This window comes from Bowdeniella nasicola (assembly GCF_001907295.1).
In the GTDB taxonomy this organism is placed as follows: domain Bacteria; phylum Actinomycetota; class Actinomycetes; order Actinomycetales; family Actinomycetaceae; genus Bowdeniella; species Bowdeniella nasicola.
This window is the reverse complement of record NZ_MQVR01000024.1, coordinates 1-16,279: the sequence shown is the minus strand read 5'-3', so window position 1 is coordinate 16,279 and position 16,279 is coordinate 1. Positions and strand designations below refer to the sequence as shown.

At 67.7% G+C, this 16,279-nt stretch carries 13 protein-coding genes and 1 pseudogene; 5 read left to right on the top strand and 9 right to left on the bottom strand.

The annotated features are described in order from the left end of the window. Nucleotides 1-71: 71 nt before the first annotated feature. Together BSZ39_RS05515 and BSZ39_RS05510 are read left to right on the top strand one after the other, a co-directional pair. Nucleotides 72-575 carry an inorganic diphosphatase gene (locus BSZ39_RS05515; RefSeq protein WP_073716376.1) on the top strand — a complete coding sequence of 168 codons (504 nt, stop codon included), beginning with the start codon at nucleotides 72-74 and terminating at the stop codon, nucleotides 573-575. Nucleotides 576-714: 139 nt separating this feature from the next. Further along, nucleotides 715-2,169, top strand: a complete 1,455-nt coding sequence (locus BSZ39_RS05510; RefSeq protein WP_073716375.1) for an alanine/glycine:cation symporter family protein — start codon at nucleotides 715-717, stop codon at nucleotides 2,167-2,169. A gap of 70 nt (nucleotides 2,170-2,239) precedes the next feature. On the opposite strand, the gene BSZ39_RS05505 is transcribed toward BSZ39_RS05510, so the two are convergent. Next, complete coding sequence (locus tag BSZ39_RS05505; RefSeq protein WP_073716374.1) at nucleotides 2,240-3,616, bottom strand: C40 family peptidase; 1,377 nt, start codon at nucleotides 3,614-3,616, stop codon at nucleotides 2,240-2,242. Nucleotides 3,617-4,043: 427 nt separating this feature from the next. Between BSZ39_RS05505 and BSZ39_RS13445 the strand changes: the two genes are divergently transcribed. From BSZ39_RS13445 to BSZ39_RS05490, 3 genes are read left to right on the top strand one after another with little or no spacing between them, the layout of a single operon-like run. Then, nucleotides 4,044-5,384, top strand: a complete 1,341-nt coding sequence (locus BSZ39_RS13445) for an O-acetylhomoserine aminocarboxypropyltransferase/cysteine synthase family protein (protein WP_073716373.1) — start codon at nucleotides 4,044-4,046, stop codon at nucleotides 5,382-5,384. Between the two features lie 10 nt (nucleotides 5,385-5,394). Then, a complete protein-coding gene (gene metX, locus BSZ39_RS05495) occupies nucleotides 5,395-6,615 on the top strand; it encodes a homoserine O-acetyltransferase MetX (protein WP_073716372.1) in 1,221 nt (406 codons plus the stop codon). An 8-nt stretch (nucleotides 6,616-6,623) separates the two neighbouring features. Beyond that, entirely contained in the window at nucleotides 6,624-7,619 is a 996-nt protein-coding gene (locus BSZ39_RS05490) for an alpha/beta hydrolase (RefSeq protein ID WP_073716371.1), read from the top strand. On the opposite strand, the gene BSZ39_RS05485 is transcribed toward BSZ39_RS05490, so the two are convergent. The 8 genes and pseudogenes from BSZ39_RS05485 to ppdK form a co-directional block, all read right to left on the bottom strand. Further along, nucleotides 7,590-8,654, bottom strand: a complete 1,065-nt coding sequence (locus tag BSZ39_RS05485; RefSeq protein ID WP_073716370.1) for a restriction system modified-DNA reader domain-containing protein — start codon at nucleotides 8,652-8,654, stop codon at nucleotides 7,590-7,592. The two genes, BSZ39_RS05490 and BSZ39_RS05485, sit on opposite strands and share 30 nt — an antisense overlap. Before the next feature lie 33 nt (nucleotides 8,655-8,687). Beyond that, a complete protein-coding gene (locus BSZ39_RS05480) occupies nucleotides 8,688-11,534 on the bottom strand; it encodes an FAD-binding and (Fe-S)-binding domain-containing protein (protein WP_073716369.1) in 2,847 nt (948 codons plus the stop codon). 55 nt (nucleotides 11,535-11,589) lie between these two features. Further along, nucleotides 11,590-11,793 carry a hypothetical protein gene (locus BSZ39_RS05475; protein ID WP_073716368.1) on the bottom strand — a complete coding sequence of 68 codons (204 nt, stop codon included), beginning with the start codon at nucleotides 11,791-11,793 and terminating at the stop codon, nucleotides 11,590-11,592. Nucleotides 11,794-12,020: 227 nt separating this feature from the next. Continuing rightward, nucleotides 12,021-12,257, bottom strand: coding sequence for a hypothetical protein (locus tag BSZ39_RS05470; RefSeq protein ID WP_073716367.1), 237 nt, complete (start codon nucleotides 12,255-12,257; stop codon nucleotides 12,021-12,023). Nucleotides 12,258-12,259: 2 nt separating this feature from the next. Continuing rightward, a complete protein-coding gene (locus BSZ39_RS05465; RefSeq protein WP_073716366.1) occupies nucleotides 12,260-13,444 on the bottom strand; it encodes a nucleoside recognition domain-containing protein in 1,185 nt (394 codons plus the stop codon). Further along, a complete protein-coding gene (locus tag BSZ39_RS05460) occupies nucleotides 13,441-13,770 on the bottom strand; it encodes a FeoB small GTPase domain-containing protein (protein ID WP_073716365.1) in 330 nt (109 codons plus the stop codon). The genes BSZ39_RS05465 and BSZ39_RS05460 overlap by 4 nt, the downstream gene beginning before the upstream one ends. 35 nt (nucleotides 13,771-13,805) lie before the next feature. Further along, complete coding sequence (locus BSZ39_RS05455) at nucleotides 13,806-14,069, bottom strand: FeoA family protein (protein WP_083602973.1); 264 nt, start codon at nucleotides 14,067-14,069, stop codon at nucleotides 13,806-13,808. A gap of 127 nt (nucleotides 14,070-14,196) precedes the next feature. Next, a pseudogene (gene ppdK / locus BSZ39_RS05450) lies at nucleotides 14,197-16,185 on the bottom strand (pyruvate, phosphate dikinase); the annotation flags it as partial. Nucleotides 16,186-16,279 lie beyond the last annotated feature (94 nt).

The window sequence follows — 16,279 nt, the reverse complement described above, 5'->3', positions numbered from 1 at the left end:
ATGTAGGACTGGGAAGAACTTGCGATGCGTCGCCGACCGAGGCATCGAGCATGAGAGAGAAAGGGCCGGACGTGGAATTCGACGTCACCATCGAAATCCCGAAGGGGAACCGAAACAAATACGAGGTCGACCACGAGACCGGCCGTATCCGGCTGGACCGGATGCTCTTCACCTCGACCCGCTACCCGGATGACTACGGGTTCATCGACGATACCCTCGGCGAAGACGGTGACCCGCTCGATGCCCTCGTCCTCCTCGAGGAACCGACGTTCCCGGGCTGCGTGATCCGCTGCCGTGCGCTCGGAATGTTCCGCATGCGCGACGAGATGGGCGGCGACGATAAGGTCCTGTGCGTTCCCGCCGGCGACCAGCGCGCCTCCTGGCGTACCGACATCGACGATGTTTCCGAATTCCACCGCCTGGAAATCCAGCACTTCTTCGAGGTGTACAAGGATCTCGAGCCCGGAAAGTCCGTCGAGGGCGCGCACTGGGTCGGCCGCGAAGAGGCCGAGGCCGAGATCGAGCGGTCCTTCGAGCGCGAGCGCGAACGCATCGCGAATGAGGGTGCGCACTAACCCACCTTTTCCCTTTTGTGACCTGCGCGACATTCCGCATTTGAGGAATGTCACGCAGGTCACAATTTTTATGGCACACTGTCCTGTACATGCCACCTGATCCGTGCCCGGTGGCCGCTACCCCTCACAGGGAGGACACATGTCAGAAACACTGGATAAGGTCTCTGATTTTTTCGGGATGCTCTCGGGCATCGTCTGGGGACCTTTCTTTCTCATCCCGCTGCTGCTCGGCACAGGTATCGTCTTGTCGATTCGACTCGGCTTCCTGCAATTCCATAAACTCTGGCCGGCCCTAAAGCTCGGCATTCTTAGACGCCGCGACGAGGGCGCTTTCGCGGGCGATGTCTCGCAGTTCCAAGCCCTCACCACTGCGCTGGCCGCGACCGTCGGCGTCGGTAATATCGTCGGCGTCGCGGGCGCCATCGCCGTCGGTGGACCTGGCGCCCTGTTCTGGATGTGGGTGACGGGCCTGCTCGGCATGGCCTCGAAGTATGCGGAGGCCTTCCTCGGCGTCCGCTTCCGCACGAAGGACGCCGCGGGCGAAATCTCCGGCGGCCCGCAGTACTACCTCGAGCGCGGCATCAAGGGCCCGCTCGGTAAGGTCCTTGCGATCTCTTTCGCCGTGCTTGCTGCGCTCGCTTCCTTCGGCATCGGCAACATGACGCAGGGCAACGCGATCACCGAAAACATCCACAACACGTTCGGTATCGAACCGTGGATCATCGGCATCGTCCTCACCGTCGTCGCCTTCGCGGTCCTCGTCGGTGGCATTAAGTCGATCGGCCGCGTCACGGCCGCGCTCGTGCCGTTCATGATCGTCGTCTACATCCTCGGCGCGACCTTCATCCTCATCGTGAACGCCGGCCAGGTGCCAGCCGCCTTCGGCCAGATCTTCTCCGAAGCCTTCACCGGTCACGCCGCCTTCGGTGGTGCCGCCGGCTCCGCCTTCCTCCTCGCACTCAAGATGGGTGTCGCGCGCGGCATCTTCTCCAACGAGTCCGGCATGGGCTCGGCAGCCATCGCGGCCGCCGCGGCCAAGACCACGCACCCGGTCCGCCAGGGTCTCGTGTCGATGACGCAGACCTTCATCGACACAATCATCGTCGTGACCTTCACGGGCCTCGTCCTCATCACGACGGGCGTATGGGAAAAGGCCGATATCTCGCAGGCGACGCTCACCGCGGAAGCCTTCACGCACGGCCTGCCCGGCAACTGGGGCCACATCATCGTCACGTGCTCGATCGCGCTGTTTGCCTTCTCCACCGTGCTCGGCTGGGCCTACTACGGCGAACGCTGCACCGAACGCCTCGTGGGCCGCGGCGGCGTCATGCCCTACCGGGTCCTCTTCTCCCTCGTCGTGTTCGTGGGCGCGACGGTCCCCCTCAAGGTGGTCTGGAACTTCGCGGACCTCATGAACGGCCTCATGGCGCTGCCGAACCTCATCGGTCTGCTCATCCTTTCCGGCCTCATCGCGCGCGAGACCAAGCACTACCTCGCCAACGATCCGCCCCTGACCGCTTCCAAGGACGAGATCGACGCCTTCATGGAAGGCCACGTCGGCGGTATCGACACCTACGAGACTACCGGTAAGTAACCGCACAGAAGAGTGGCCGGCTCCCTTCCCCTGGAGCCGGCCACTTCTTCATGTCTGGTGGCGAGTTGCGCTAGCCCTTGATGCGACCGCCATAGGGCAGCACGTTCGTCCAGTACATCTTCGTGAGCTCGACGGGCTTACCCGACGAGGGGGCGTGCACGCGCATGCCGTTACCCGCGTAGATCGCGACGTGGTAGATGCGGTTATTAGCATTGCCGCCCTTGGCATAGAAGATCAGGTCGCCCGGCTGCAGCTGCTTGACGGGCACGCGCGCGGTCGCGGCGTACTGCGCGCCCGAGGTACGCGGCAGCTTCACGCCCACCTGCGCGAAGGAGTACATCACGAGGCCGGAGCAATCGAAGCCCGACGGCGAGGCGCCGCCCCACACGTAGGGAACGCCGATGTACTTCTTTGCGACTTCAAGCGCCTGGCGCGCCTTGCTCGACGGGCCCGGGATAGGATCCGGCGCCGGCGTGGGCTTTGGAGTCGGCTTCGGAGCCGGGGTGGTCGGGCGCGGGGCGGGAGTCGTCGGCTGCGGGGCCGGGGTCGTCGGCGCCGGCTCGGGGGCCGCACTCGGTTCCGGTGCGGGAGCCGTCGTCGGCTGCGGCGCCGGTCGCGTCGGGTTATCGCGCGAGGCGGCTTCCGGCGGATTCTCCTGCTCTTCCAGGCGCGCCAGGGCGGCCTGCGATTCGCGTTCGCGACGCTGCTCATCGAGTGCGGCCTGGCGCTGGCGCTCCAGCTCGACCGTGGTCTGGCGCTGCTGGGCCAGCTGAGTGATCAGCTCGTCACGGCGGGCCTGCGCTGCGGCCTGCTGCCGGCTCGCCTCATCACGGGCATTGGCGGCCTCGAGGCGACGCTGCTCGGCGATTTCGGTGGCACCGCGCGCTTCGTCGCGCGCCTGCACGGCCTGCGCTTCAAGCATGTCGGCCACGGCTTCGACACCAAGGAATGACTGGAGGACCTCGTTGACGCGAGAGGTCAGGATCTTCGTCAGGTGAGCTGACGTGGCAAGCTGCTGGAAATCTGTCTCAGCGAGATACGGGGCGGCGCTCGAAATCGGTGCGGAGCCCTTGCGGTAGAGATCGCGTGCCTTCACGCCGAGGTTCTGGCGCGACTTTTCGACCGACTCGCGGGCCGCGGCAGCGACCTTGGCTGCCTGATCGGCACGGTTTTCGGCCGCGATTCGCGCGTCGTCGGCGACGAGGAATTCTTCGGTCGCGATCTGGGAGTTGACGTCGGTGTTTTCGGTGACGCCGGACAGCTGGGCGAGTTCGATTTCCATCTGCGCGATCTGCGCTGCGGTCGACTCTTCAGCCTGCCGGCTGCGTTCGATATCGCTGGAATCGCCGGGGTCGGCGTAAGCGGCGGGGATCGCGAGTCCAGAAATCGCGAGCGCGAGTCCGCAAACACCAGCTAAAGAGCGGGTGAGGGTGAGTCGCAGGGCCACACGTCCTCCGAGGGGTTGGGGGTTGCTCGGCGCGCCGACTTGACGTCCGACGGAGATGGTTACGTCCACACTATACGAAAGTTTATAGTAGGGGAACACCTGTCCCGCTAACCCCATTTGTCACAGTATTCACAACTGACACATGCGCACCAAAATCTCGAATGTTGAACGATCGCTAGCCAAATCGTGAGTCATGCGGCTACAGTCGCTGTCATGTTCTGCAACCGTCGAATGTGCCGCTGACGCGGTCTTTCGCCTGCCCACCGAGATGTCTTCCTCGGTTTCGGGCCTGCAGCTAAGAATCCTTCCCCCTCGGGCATTTCCATACCTGGATTCTTGTCAGATCGCGTCATCCTCGGATCGGGAGCGGCGTGGACCGTGACCGGTCCCGCCCGGCCCCATCCCCACCGATTCGAGGACAACACTCATGACTTGGAACTTTGAAACCCGCCAGATTCACGCCGGACAGATCCCCGATGCCGAGACCGGCTCGCGAGCTCTCCCGATCTACCAGACCACTTCCTATGTTTTTGACTCCGTCGACCAGGCCGCCAACCGGTTTGCGCTCTCGGAGCTCGGCCCGATCTACACGCGACTGAATAACCCCACCAACGAAGTCGTCGAAAACCGCATCGCCGATCTGGAAGGCGGCATCGGCGCGCTCCTCGTCTCCTCCGGCCAGGCCGCGGAGACGCTCGCGATCCTCACGGTCGCGCAGCAGGGCGACAACATCGTCTCCTCCCCCTCGCTATACGGCGGCACGCGCAACCTCTTCGCCAACACGCTGCCCCGCTTCGGCGTGGACATCCGCTTCATCGACGATCCCGAGGACCCCGCCGCCTGGGAGGCCCTCGCCGATGAGCGGACCGTCGCCTTCTTCGGCGAGACGATCCCCAATCCCAAGGGCGACATCCTCGATATCGAGGCCGTTGCTGCGGCCGCTCACCGCGTCGGGGTCCCCTTGATCGTCGACAACACGGTCGCGACGCCCTATCTGCTGCGCCCGATCGAATGGGGCGCAGACATCGTCGTGCATTCCGCAACGAAGTATCTCGGCGGCCACGGCACCGCGGTCGCGGGCGCGATTATCGACGCCGGCACCTTCGACTTCGGCGCCGATCCGCAGCGCTTCCCCCGGTTCAACGAGCCCGACCCGTCCTACGGCGGCCTCGTCTACGCGCGCGACTTCGGCCCCAACAGCCCGTTCGGCGCGAACGTCTCCTTCATCTTCAAATGCCGCCTGGAGGGCCAGCGCGATTTCGGGTTCGCAGCCTCCCCATTCAACGCCTTCCTCATCGCCCAAGGCATCGAGACCCTCTCGCTGCGCCTGGAGCGCCACGTCGCCAACGCGCGCGCCGTCGCCGAATACCTCGAAGGCAAAGACGGCGTCGCACAGGTGCGCTACGCATCCTTGAAGTCCTCGCCGTACTACACGCTCGCGCAAAAATACACGCCGCGCGGGGCGGGCGCGATCGTGACCGCCGACCTCGCCGGCGGCCGCGAGGCCGGCCGCGCCTTCATCGATGCACTCACGCTGCATTCGCACGTCGCCAATATCGGCGACGTCCGTTCGCTCGCGATCCACCCCGCCTCCACGACCCACTCGCAGGTCCCCGACGAAGGCCTCGCCGCCGCCGGCATCACGCCGGGCACGGTGCGCCTTTCCGTCGGCCTGGAACATATCGACGACATCCTCGCCGATATTCACGCCGGACTCGCTGCCGCGCGCGCGGTCGCCACGACCGAGCCGCAGCAGGCCATCGTGTAAGGAGCCCGGAATGCACGAGCCTGACATCACCGCGACCATCCCCGCCTCCGGGGCCTGGCGAGCGGGCGATGACCCCGGATACCGCCAGTTCGCCGACCTCGGCACGTTGCTGCTGGAATCCGGCGAATCCCTGCCCGTGACCCTCGCCTATGAGACCTGGGGGGAGCTCAACGCGGCACGCGATAACGCAGTGCTCGTGCTCCACGCCCTGACCGGCGATTCCCACGTCACCTCCCACGGTGGCTCGGATCCCGGTCAGGGCTGGTGGTCCGGCATCGTCGGTCCCGGCAAGGTCATCGACACCGACCGCTATTTCGTCATCGCCCCCAATATCCTGGGCGGCTGCCAGGGCTCGACGGGCCCCGCGTCGATCGCGAGCGACGGCGATCCGTACGGCGCGTGCTTCCCGCACGTGACCGCGCGCGACCAAGTGCTCGCCGAATCGCTCCTGGCCGACCAGCTCGACATCGCCGAGTTCTGCCTCGTCGTCGGCGCCTCGATGGGCGGACACCGCGCGCTGGAATGGGCGATCTCGCGGCCACACCGCGTGCGTCGCCTCGCGGTCATCGCCTCGGGGGCGCGCACGACCGCCGACCAGATCGCGCTCGGCCACACCCAGCTGCTCGCGATCGAGGGCGACCCGAACTTCGTCGGCGGCAACTACTACGACCGCTCCCCTGGCACCGGCCCCTGGTACGGCCTCGGGCTCGCCCGCCGGATCGCCCACCTTTCCTACCGCACCGCAGGCGAACTCGACGCCCGCTTCGGGCGGCTCCCCCAGGGCCGCGAGGAGCCGCTCGACGGGGGCCGGTTCGCCGTCCAGTCCTACCTCGACCATCACGGCGCGAAACTCGCCCGCCGATTCGACGCCAATTCCTACATCACGCTCACGCGCGCGATGCTCACCCACGACGTCGGGCGCGACCGCGGCGGCGTGCGCTATGCGCTCGGCAAGATTCAGGCCCGCACCCTCGTGGTCGCGATCGACTCCGACAGGCTCTTTCCCGTCGCCGAGTCCGCCCTTATCACCGACGCGGTCCGAAACACCTTCCCGCTCGCGCTCATCGCCTCACAGTGCGGGCACGACGGCTTCCTCGTCGAGAACGATGCCGTCGCTCATCACCTCGCGCGGCTCCTCGATTCGGTACCCGCCCGACGTGAGCAACGTCAAAGCCTGCCCGACTGGCGTCACATCCCGGGCCTATCGCATTGTCCGAAATTCCGGGCTTAAATGAAAAGGTGAGTAGCCAGCCAGCCGAAGCACCCGTCGACACGTGGGGCAGCGACCTGCTCGGATGCGGTTTCCAGTCCCGCACCCTGCCCCTCCTCGACGACGATGAAGGCGCCTGTGTCGCGACGCTTGTCCGCCATCATCTGCCCGATGATCGCGACGCCCTGCCCGATACGCCGTCGTCGCCGCATTTCGCGCTGCTCTACCTGCACGGCTGGAACGACTACTTCTACCACCCGCATCTCGCGCGCGAAGTCGCTCGCGCCGGTGGCGCGTTCTACGCGCTCGACCTGCGCAAATACGGCCGTTCACTGCGCTCCCACCAGACGCGCGGGTTCATCACGGATTTAAGCGACTACGACGAAGACATCCACGAGGCCCTCAAGGTCATCCGCGCCGAGCACGGCTACGGCATGGACATCGTCCTCATGGGCCACTCAACCGGCGGCCTCACCGCGAGCCTGTGGGCCGACCGCCATCCCGGCGCGCTTCGCGCCCTCGTGCTGAACTCCCCGTGGCTCGCGCTGCAGGGCTCCGCGCTGCTCAAGCTCGTCTCCCAGCCCGTCGCCGACGCGATCGGCCGCCGCAACCCGAAGCGCATCTTCCCGCTGCCGGATAACGGTTTTTACTACCGGACGCTGCAAGAACTCGGCTGGCAGACGAATGACCAGTGGCGCACGACGCCCTCCGCCCCCGTGCGGGCGGGCTGGCTGTCCGCGATCCTCGCGGGCCACGCAAACGTCGCGACGGGCCTGCAGGTCACGTGCCCGGTCTTCGTCATGACCTCGGGCGCCTCAAACTATTCGACGACGTGGTCCGACGCCCTGCTCGGCGCCGATACCGTCCTCGACGTCGACGCGATCGGCGCGGCCGCCTTGAAGCTCGGCCCGCTCGTCACCGTGGCACGCTTCGATGGCGCCATCCACGACGTGTTCCTCTCGCGCGACGACATCCGCGAAAGCGCGAGCGCCGAACTACGCCGGTTCCTCGGGGCTTACGTCTAACTCGTCGGCCTCCATGAGCTCATAGCGAGCGTCATCGAGGTTCGGGCCGGCCTCACCGAAGCGCCACACGCGCCACCCGTTGACGTCCTCGCGCCCGGACACGGCGCACGCCGCCTCGCTCGGGTCGAGGTATTCCTCGCCGTTTTCCAAGACGAGCTCGCCGCTGACGCGCAGCGTCGCATCGTGGCTTATCCCCTTGCGCAGCTGGCGCCACGTGAGGTGCGTGTCCTCCCCCAGGTACTTCGCGATCGCCGCGAGCGTGCGGCCCGCCTCCGACAGCGGCACCGTGTAGTCCGGCTGGCGCGGCTCCTCGGCGTGCTCGCCGCGCGGCGCTTCCGCTTCGGGCGCTACCTCCTCGGGCTCGGGCGCCGGCGGGTCGACTGACTCGGCTTCCTCGGGCTCCTCGTCCTTGTCCGCGACGGGCGCGAACTCCGGGGAGGCCATGAGCTCGACCTGCTTCGTCGCGCGGCCCAGCATCACCATCTGCGAGCGCGCCGCGATCGGGCCGCGCACCGGCGCGACATCGATGAGGCGTTGGCCATCGCCGAAATCGCGCAGCGTCAGCTCGTAGACCTCGATCCCCGAGCCGGACAGCAGCTCGAGCGCGGGGCGAACATCGTCGGTGATGTGATCGGCGACGATGACGACGCGCGGGCCCGCCGGGGTGCGCGGCGGCAGCGATTCGCGGAATTCGTTCCAGTCCCGCCGGAAGGTACCCTGGCCGCCGGGGTACATCGAGGCGAGGTCGAGCCAGCCGAGGGCAGCGCTATTGCCGGCACGCGAGAGCGCCGCGACGAGCGTCGCCGCGTCGAGGGTTTCACACACCTCGACGGTCACGACCTGACCGGAGGCATCCATCGACAGCAGATGGGCCTGCTGGGACTCTTCCCAGATGACGGGAAAAAGCGGCCGCCCGACGATTTCGAGGACCTGTTCCCGCACCGCAGATAGCATGTCGGATTCGAGTCGAGCAGCAGTAGTTCGCCCAAACTGGGCGGGGACGAGGTGACCGGAATCGAACTCAAAAAGCGACATCTTCCTGACCCTGCAGCAGACGATTGTGTCCACCTATTGTGACATGTCGAGGCGCCGCGCGAGTAGGTCCGACAGGCGGATAGCCTGTCGGCTAGAAAGCTGAGATATCTGAGTGCGACAGGAAAAGCCGTCCGCCAACACGAGGGCGTCGGGATGCTCCGCTAGCGCCGACAGCAGCGCGGTGTTCGCGACCGCGACGGACACGTCGGCGTGGTCTGCTTCCATCCCGAAATTGCCCGCCATGCCACAGCAGCCGGTGACCGCGTGCACGCGCGCGCCCGCCGCCGACAGCAGCTCGTGATCGCGCTGCCACCCCATGACGGCGTAGTGGTGGCAGTGCGGCTGGGCGAGGATCTCGACGCCGGAAAGATCCGGCAGCGGGAAGTTCGGCGCGTGGCGCGTGAGGAACTCGGCGAGCGTATGGGTCGCGTTCGCGACGGCCGCCGCGCGGGCATCGCCTGGGTGCAGGTCGGGCAGGTCATCGCGCAGCGTCGCCACGCAACTCGGCTCGACACCGACGATCGGCACGCCATTGATGGCAAGCGGGCCGAGGATGCGCAGCAGTTCGTCCTGGCGTGCGCGGGCGCGATCGAGCTGCCCCGTCGTCACGTAGGTCAGGCCGCAGCACGCCTCGACCGGCGCCAACAGCACGGTGAAGCCCGCCGCTTCCAGCACCTCGACCGTGGCGCGGGCCCCGGCGCCGTCGAGTAGGTGCGAAAACGAGTCCGCCCACAAGACGACGAACTTCTTGTCCGTCTGGGGCGTTCGCTGCCGCCGCTTAAACCACGCCGAGAACGGCTCGGCGTCGAACGGGATGAGGCGGCGCTGCTCGCTGATCCCGGCCGCTTTCAACACCGCGCGTTCCAGGGCCGGGACCTTGCGGACCGCCCCGGCCACAAGCACCGCGGCGCGCACGGCCCCGGGCAGCGCGAGGGTTAGCCGGATCCAGCGTGGCAGCCAGCCGAGCGTGTAGTGGGTGCGGGGCCGACGCTTACCGGCGTAGATCTGGTCGAGCACCTCGGACTTATAGCGGGCCATGTCGATACCCGTCGGGCAGTCCGAAGAGCATGCTTTGCAGGCGAGGCACAGGTCGAGCGACTCGCGGACCTCGCCCGAATCAAGCGAATGGATGAACGAGCCGTTGGCGACCTCCTGCAGGATGCGTGCCCGCGCCCGGGTCGTGTCTTTTTCGTCGCCCGTTGCGCGGTAGGAGGGGCACATGACGTGTCCGGGGCTCGTGACGCGGCATTTGCCGACGCCGGTGCAGCGGTGCACGGCGCGGCCGAGGTCGTGCCCGTCGGAGCCGAGCGTGAAGGAGCGGGCGAGCAGGTCCTGACCCTGGGGTAGCCGCAGGTCGGCCGCGAGGGGGGAGGGATCGGTGATGACGCCCGGGTTGAGGATGCCGGCCGGGTCGAAAAGTTTTTTCACCTCGCCAAAGGCGCGGCGAAGCTCGGGGCTGTACATCGCGGTCAGCAGCTCGCTGCGGGCTCGACCATCGCCGTGCTCGCCAGAGATCGAGCCACCGTGGCGCACGATGATCTCGCCCATCGCATGCATGAACTTGTCCATGACCGCCCCGCCGTGGGGGTCGTCGAGCGGGAAGTCGATCCGGACGTGGACGCAGCCGTCGCCGAAGTGGCCGTAGATCAGGCCATCGAGGCCGAACCGATCCAGCTCGGCCGTGAAGTCGCGCAGGTAGGCCCCGAGGTTTTCCGGCGGGACCGCCGCGTCTTCCAGGCCGGGCCAGGCGGGCTTGTCGGCGGGGGTGCGCCCGCCAAGGCCCGCCCCGTCGGCACGGATCTTCCACAGCGCCGCGGCCTCTGGCCCGGCCGGCAAGATACGGTGATCGACCGCTCCGCTCGCGGCGGCGAGCTCGCGGGCACGGCGTTCGGCCGCGCGTTCATCCCCCGCGGCGTCGGCGACCTCGACGAGCAGCCACCCGCCGCCGCGCGGCATCGGCGGGACCGCGGAAGCGCCCTTGGCGACGATGACGTAATCGACGAGGCGCGCATCGAAGCCCTCGACCGCGGTGACCTCGTCGACAAGGAGGCGCGGCACGTCGTCGGCGGCGGCGATCATGTCCGCATAGCCGAGGACGAGCAGCATCGGGTTTTTCGGCGCGGTCACGAGTTTTAGGCGCGCCCGCGTGACGACGACGAGGCTCCCTTCGGTGCCGACGAGTGCCTTCGGCAGGTCACGCCCTCGCTCGGGCAGGAGGTGCTCGAGCGAATAGCCGGAGACCTGGCGGGAGAACGTGCCGAGCTCGGTGCGGATCGGCCCGAGATAGCGGGAAACGATATCGGCGAGGCCGGGCACGACGCCCAGATCACCGGCGCGCGCGGTAAAGGAGCGCCCCCGGCCGTCGATGCAGTCGAGTTCGAGGACGTTATCGGCCGTCTTGCCATAAGCGACGGCGCGTGGGCCGCATGCGTTATTGCCGATCATCCCGCCGAAGGTCGCACGCGTCCAGGTCGAAGGATCGGGCCCGAAGCGCAGCCCAAACGGCGCCGCGGCCGCCTGCACGCTGCCCATGACAACACCCGCATCGACGTCGGCGATCCGGGCTGCGGGATCGAGCTCGTGCAGCGTTGCCAGGTGCCGAGAAGTATCGAGGACGAAACCATCGGAGATCGCGTTGCCCGCGATCGAGGTCCCGGCCCCGCGCATCGCGATGGGTACGCCGTGCTCGGCGGCGAATTGGACCGTCGTCACCACATCGGCGGCATCGCGCGGGTAGATCACGGCGCCGGGCAGGAGGCGATAGTTGCCCGCGTCGGAGGTGTACTCGGCGCGCCGCCGGGGCGCAGCGTCGACCTCCCCCGCCAGCTGGGTGGCCAGGCGCTCAGCGAGGGCGGCAATCTCCGTGTCGACAAACCCCATGACAGCAGTCTGGCACGGGCGCCCTATGCGCGGGCCGCGCTCTTACAGCGTGAAACTAGTTTGAGGTATTCGGCTCGGCCTGCAGGCCGCCGCGGCCCTGCAGCCACCCGGCTGCCAGGCTCGCGGCCAGCAGGATCGCCACGGTGATGGGCCCGAGCCCGGTTTGCCACTGGTAGCCGCCGACGACCTCGAAACCGTCGACGACCATCATGATCGGGCGGGTGAGATAGAAGCCTATGAGGACGACCGCGGTCGACATCGCCAGGGGTATCGCTTTCTCGCGCCACCTGCGAAGCTGGGATCAATGTTCCTCATCGGCCGGTAACTGCCGACCAAGCAACCACAAACTCAGCGCGGCCGCACCGAGACCGAAGACGTACATCGAGCTCGAGCGCGTCGTCGCGTTGATCGAGCCATGCCACCACAACACCGCGGCTGCGGGCACGGTAAATGCGAGCCACCCCTGATCCGGTTCACCCTGTCAGATTAGCGCTTCGGCGCGAAGAAACAGCCCGCGCAGGCCGGCGTTATCTCAGCCTTCGGATTCGTCCCCGGGCAGGAGCCGCAGCCGGGCGCTCCCGGCTCCCTCACCTCGATCAAACCGAGGCGCTGATAGTGCTCGGCGGCGAGTTCGGCGACGTCGCGGGACAGGCCCGCAATCCGTCCGGCCCGTTCGACCGTCGCGCCGCGCCGAAACGCGGTCAGTATCGAAGCTCGTGCCATCGCTACCACCAGACCTTCGCGACGTTGAAGACGCCTACCGACAGGGCCCACGCGATCGCGAGCTGCACCACGAGCGTGCCGCCGGCGATCTTGAATCCGAGCATCCGCTTTTGCTCCGCCACCGTCGCCAGGCACGGCGTGTAGGACAGGACGAAGATCAAGAAAGCGAGCGCCGCGGCCTTGCCGTGGCCACCGGAGGACTCATCGAAGTTCGCGCGGATCTTCTCCCCCAGCGTGCCCGCGTCGTGCGGGTCCTCGGGTTCTTCCACGGCGAAGGACTGCGCCATGTTGCCGACGACGACTTCCTTCGCGACGAAGCCCGTCATGAGGGCGGAGGCTGCCTGCCAGGAGCCGTAGCCCGCCGGCGCGAACACTGGGGAGATCCCCTCGGCCACAGTGCCGTACAGAGACTCGGTCACGGGGACCTCGGCGACGCGGTGCTCGCTCGACATCGGGATCGCCTGCAGTACCCACACGACGGCGAGCGTCGCGACGATCGCCGTGCCGGCGCCCGAGACGAAGGACCAGACGCGACGCCCCGTCGAGGCGCCGATCACCGCGAGGCGCGGCACCTGATAGGGCGGCAGCACGAGCAGGAGCGGTTCCTTGCGGCTCTTCCCATCGCCGACGATCGCGCGCATGACGGGCCCGGTCACGAGCGACTCCGCCCAGTCCATGATGGGCTCGGCGACGGCGGTCGTGAGCTGGAACAGCACCCACATGAGGCCAAGGAAGACAGGGATCCCGATGAGCGGGTGCAGCAAGAACCGGTCGATCTTGTCGCTGACCGTGGCCGAGCCGGCCTCCTCGCTCATCCCGAACTCAGCCATGACGCCCTCGACCCAGGTGAACAGGGCCTCGGCTTCGGCGAGCTCCTCGGTGCGCGGGGCCGCCCCCTCGCGCGGCACCGGCGGCGCCGGATGGGCGGGGCCGGAACAGCACGAGGTGGCGCCGGTGCAACGGCAGCCCGGCCCGGCGAGCACGGGGATCGTCGGGGTCGAGTCGGTCGCGGGCGCCTCAAAACCGCACACGTAAGAGGGCGCCGCGAGCGCATCGGTGACGACCCGCGCGAGCTCCGCGACGCCCGCTCCGGTGCGCGGATTGACGTCGACGACGGCGACCGCGAGCGCGGCCGCGAGTTTCTCGACGGGCGCGACGTCGCCGGCCTGGGCCGCGATATCGCTCATCGTACGCACGGCGACGACGGGCGTGCCGTAGTGCGCGACCTGACCGAGCAGGTAGAGCGGCGTGGCAGGGCCGTCGCGTCGAGCAGGACGAGCGTGAGGTCGGTATCGCGCGCGGCGATCGCGTCGGCCGTCATCTGCTCATCGGGAGATTTGGCGAGCAGCGAGTACGTGCCCGGAAGATCGGTGAGGTGCGCGCCGAGTGCCTTCCACTCGCCCTGCATCATCTCGACGGTGGTGCCCGGCGCGTTGCGCACTTCCTGGTGCGAGCCGGTGAGGTGATTAAACAACGTCGATTTGCCGGTATTCGGATTACCGACGAGCTGCACGCGCGCGGTCTTGTTCGTGGCGGGGTTGGTGAGCGTTATGCCGCGGCCTCTTCCACGCTGATGTGCCGGACGGTCGCGCGGTCTATCGCGACGCGCGAGCTGCCGATGGCGAGCACGAGTCCGCCGAACGCCCCGCGGTGCGAAATCCGGATGATTTGGCCGACGCGCAGCCCCATCTCGCGGACGCGCAGGCGCGCCGCGGGGGCGACATCGATGTCGGTGATGCGCAGCGCTCCGGCGGGCAGGCGATGGTGCAATCCACGGCGGGGCGCAGCAGCAATCAGACGCGCAAGGTTCATGCCTCTAAAGTAAGGCTAACCTATGCTGCCGGGGAAGGCCTTTGCTCCCACCTGCGGCACGATAACGAACCGCCCGGGCCCATCCGCGCTGGAAAAGATGGGGCCGGGCGGCGGTCAGCGGCGACCGTTAGGCCGTGGCATCTCCTGCGGCCTCGACCGCGGCGCGGCCGGCCTCCAGGCGGGCGACGGGCACCCTAAACGGCGAGCAGGACACGTAGTCGAGCCCGGCGCGGTGGAAGAAGTGGATCGAGTCCGGGTCACCGCCGTGCTCGCCACACACCCCCATGTGGATGTCGGGCTTGGTCGCGTGCGCGCCGTCGACGCCCATCTTCACGAGGGCGCCAACGCCGCGCTCGTCGATCGACTCGAACGGCGAGACACCGAAGATCGACGCCTCCTGGTACTCGTCGAAGAACTCCGCCTCGACGTCGTCGCGGCTGAAGCCCCACACGGTCTGCGTGAGGTCGTTCGTGCCGAAGGAGAAGAAGTCCGACTCGGCCGTGATCGACTCGATCGTCATGGCCGCGCGCGGCAGCTCGATCATCGCGCCGATCGGTAGATCGACCTCGATGCCGGCTTCTTCGGCCACCTCGGCCAGGATCTTTTCGGCGCGCTCGCGCACGATCTGCAGCTCCCGCACGGAGCCGACGAGCGGCACCATGATTTCGGGTTTCGGATCGCCGCCGGCCTTCTTGCGCTCGACGTAGGCTTCGGCGATCGCGCGGATCTGCAGGCCGAACAGGCCTGGAATCTTCAGGCCGAGGCGCACGCCACGCAGGCCAAGCATCGGGTTCGATTCGTGCATGCGTCGCACCGCGGTCAGCAGCTTCTCCTCGCGGCTGACGTCCTCGCCGTGATCCTTACCGAGCGCGACCTTGACCGACAGTTCGGTGAGGTCCGGCAGGAATTCGTGCAGCGGCGGGTCGATGAGGCGGACCGTCGTCGGCAGGCCGTCCATCGCTTCGAAGATCTCGATGAAGTCGCCGCGCTGCAGCGGGATGAGCGCCTCGAGGGCCGCGTTTTGCTCCTCGGCCGATTCGGCGAGGATGACGCGCTCGACGTAGGTGCGGCGATCCCCGAGGAACATGTGCTCGGTGCGGCACAGGCCGATGCCCTCGGCGCCGCGCTTGCGCGCTGCCACCGAATCCTCGGGCGTATCCGAGTTCGCGCGCACCCGCAGGCGGCGCACCTTGTCGGCGTGCGTGAGGATGCGGTCGACGGCGTGCACGAGCTCGCGGGTCTCCTCGTCCTTCGCCTGCTCGAGGGCCGGCTCAAGGCCGTCCGCGATGTAGGTCATGACCGGCGAGGGGACGACGGGCACGTCGCCGAAGAAAATCTCGCCGCTCGTGCCGTCGATCGCGATGATGTCGCCCCGTCGAAGGACGGTATCGCCGACGCGCATCTCCTGCGCGGCCGCATCGATCGTCACGGATTCGGCGCCGACGACGCACGTCGTGCCCATGCCACGTGCGACGACGGCAGCGTGCGAGGTCTTGCCGCCGCGCGAGGTGAGGACACCGACCGCGGCGATCATGCCGGGCAGGTCGTCCGGGTTGGTCTCGCGGCGCACCAAGATGGCGTCGCGGCCGGCCGCGCGGGCCTCTTCGGCCTGGACGGAGTCGAACGCGATCTCGCCGACGGCAGCGCCCGGGGAGGCGGCCATACCCTTGGCGAGCAGCGTCTTGTCGGCGGCCTCGTCGAACTGCGGGAACATCAGCTGGCTCAGCTGGGCGCCCGTGACGCGCTGGATGGACTCGTCGACCGTGATGAGCTTTTCGTCGACGAGCTGGGTCGCGACCCGGAACGCGGCGGCCGCGGTGCGCTTACCGACGCGGGTCTGCAGCAGCCACAGCTTGCCGCGCTCGACCGTGAACTCGATATCGCACAGGTCGCGGTAGTGGGTCTCGAGGCGACGCATCGCCGCGCGCAGTTCGTCATACGACTTCTTGTCGAGCTTTTCGAGATCCGCGAGCGCGAGCGTGTTGCGGATACCGGCGACGACGTCCTCACCCTGGGCATCTTCCAGGTAGTCGCCGTAGACGCCGGAGTGGCCGGTGGCGGGGTCGCGGGTGAAGCACACGCCGGTGCCGCTGCCCTCGCCGAGGTTGCCAAACACGGCAGGTTCAACCGGTGGTTGCAACACCGGCCTGTTTCAGGGATTGTAGTGCTTCGCCGAAGACTTCGGCGGGGGTCTTCCAGCCGAGGGTCTT

Excerpts from the sequence above, each read along its gene's own strand:
- BSZ39_RS05510 (WP_073716375.1), top strand. The coding sequence starts at position 715 with ATGTCAGAAACACTGGATAAGGTCTCTGATTTTTTCGGGATGCTCTCG.
- BSZ39_RS13445 (WP_073716373.1), top strand. The coding sequence starts at position 4,044 with ATGACTTGGAACTTTGAAACCCGCCAGATTCACGCCGGACAGATCCCC.
- metX (WP_073716372.1), top strand. The coding sequence starts at position 5,395 with ATGCACGAGCCTGACATCACCGCGACCATCCCCGCCTCCGGGGCCTGG.
- BSZ39_RS05485 (WP_073716370.1), bottom strand. The coding sequence starts at position 8,654 with ATGTCGCTTTTTGAGTTCGATTCCGGTCACCTCGTCCCCGCCCAGTTT.
- BSZ39_RS05480 (WP_073716369.1), bottom strand. The coding sequence starts at position 11,534 with ATGGGGTTTGTCGACACGGAGATTGCCGCCCTCGCTGAGCGCCTGGCC.
- BSZ39_RS05475 (WP_073716368.1), bottom strand. The coding sequence starts at position 11,793 with ATGTCGACCGCGGTCGTCCTCATAGGCTTCTATCTCACCCGCCCGATC.
- BSZ39_RS05470 (WP_073716367.1), bottom strand. The coding sequence starts at position 12,257 with ATGGCACGAGCTTCGATACTGACCGCGTTTCGGCGCGGCGCGACGGTC.
- BSZ39_RS05465 (WP_073716366.1), bottom strand. The coding sequence starts at position 13,444 with ATGAGCGATATCGCGGCCCAGGCCGGCGACGTCGCGCCCGTCGAGAAA.
- BSZ39_RS05455 (WP_083602973.1), bottom strand. The coding sequence starts at position 14,069 with ATGAACCTTGCGCGTCTGATTGCTGCTGCGCCCCGCCGTGGATTGCAC.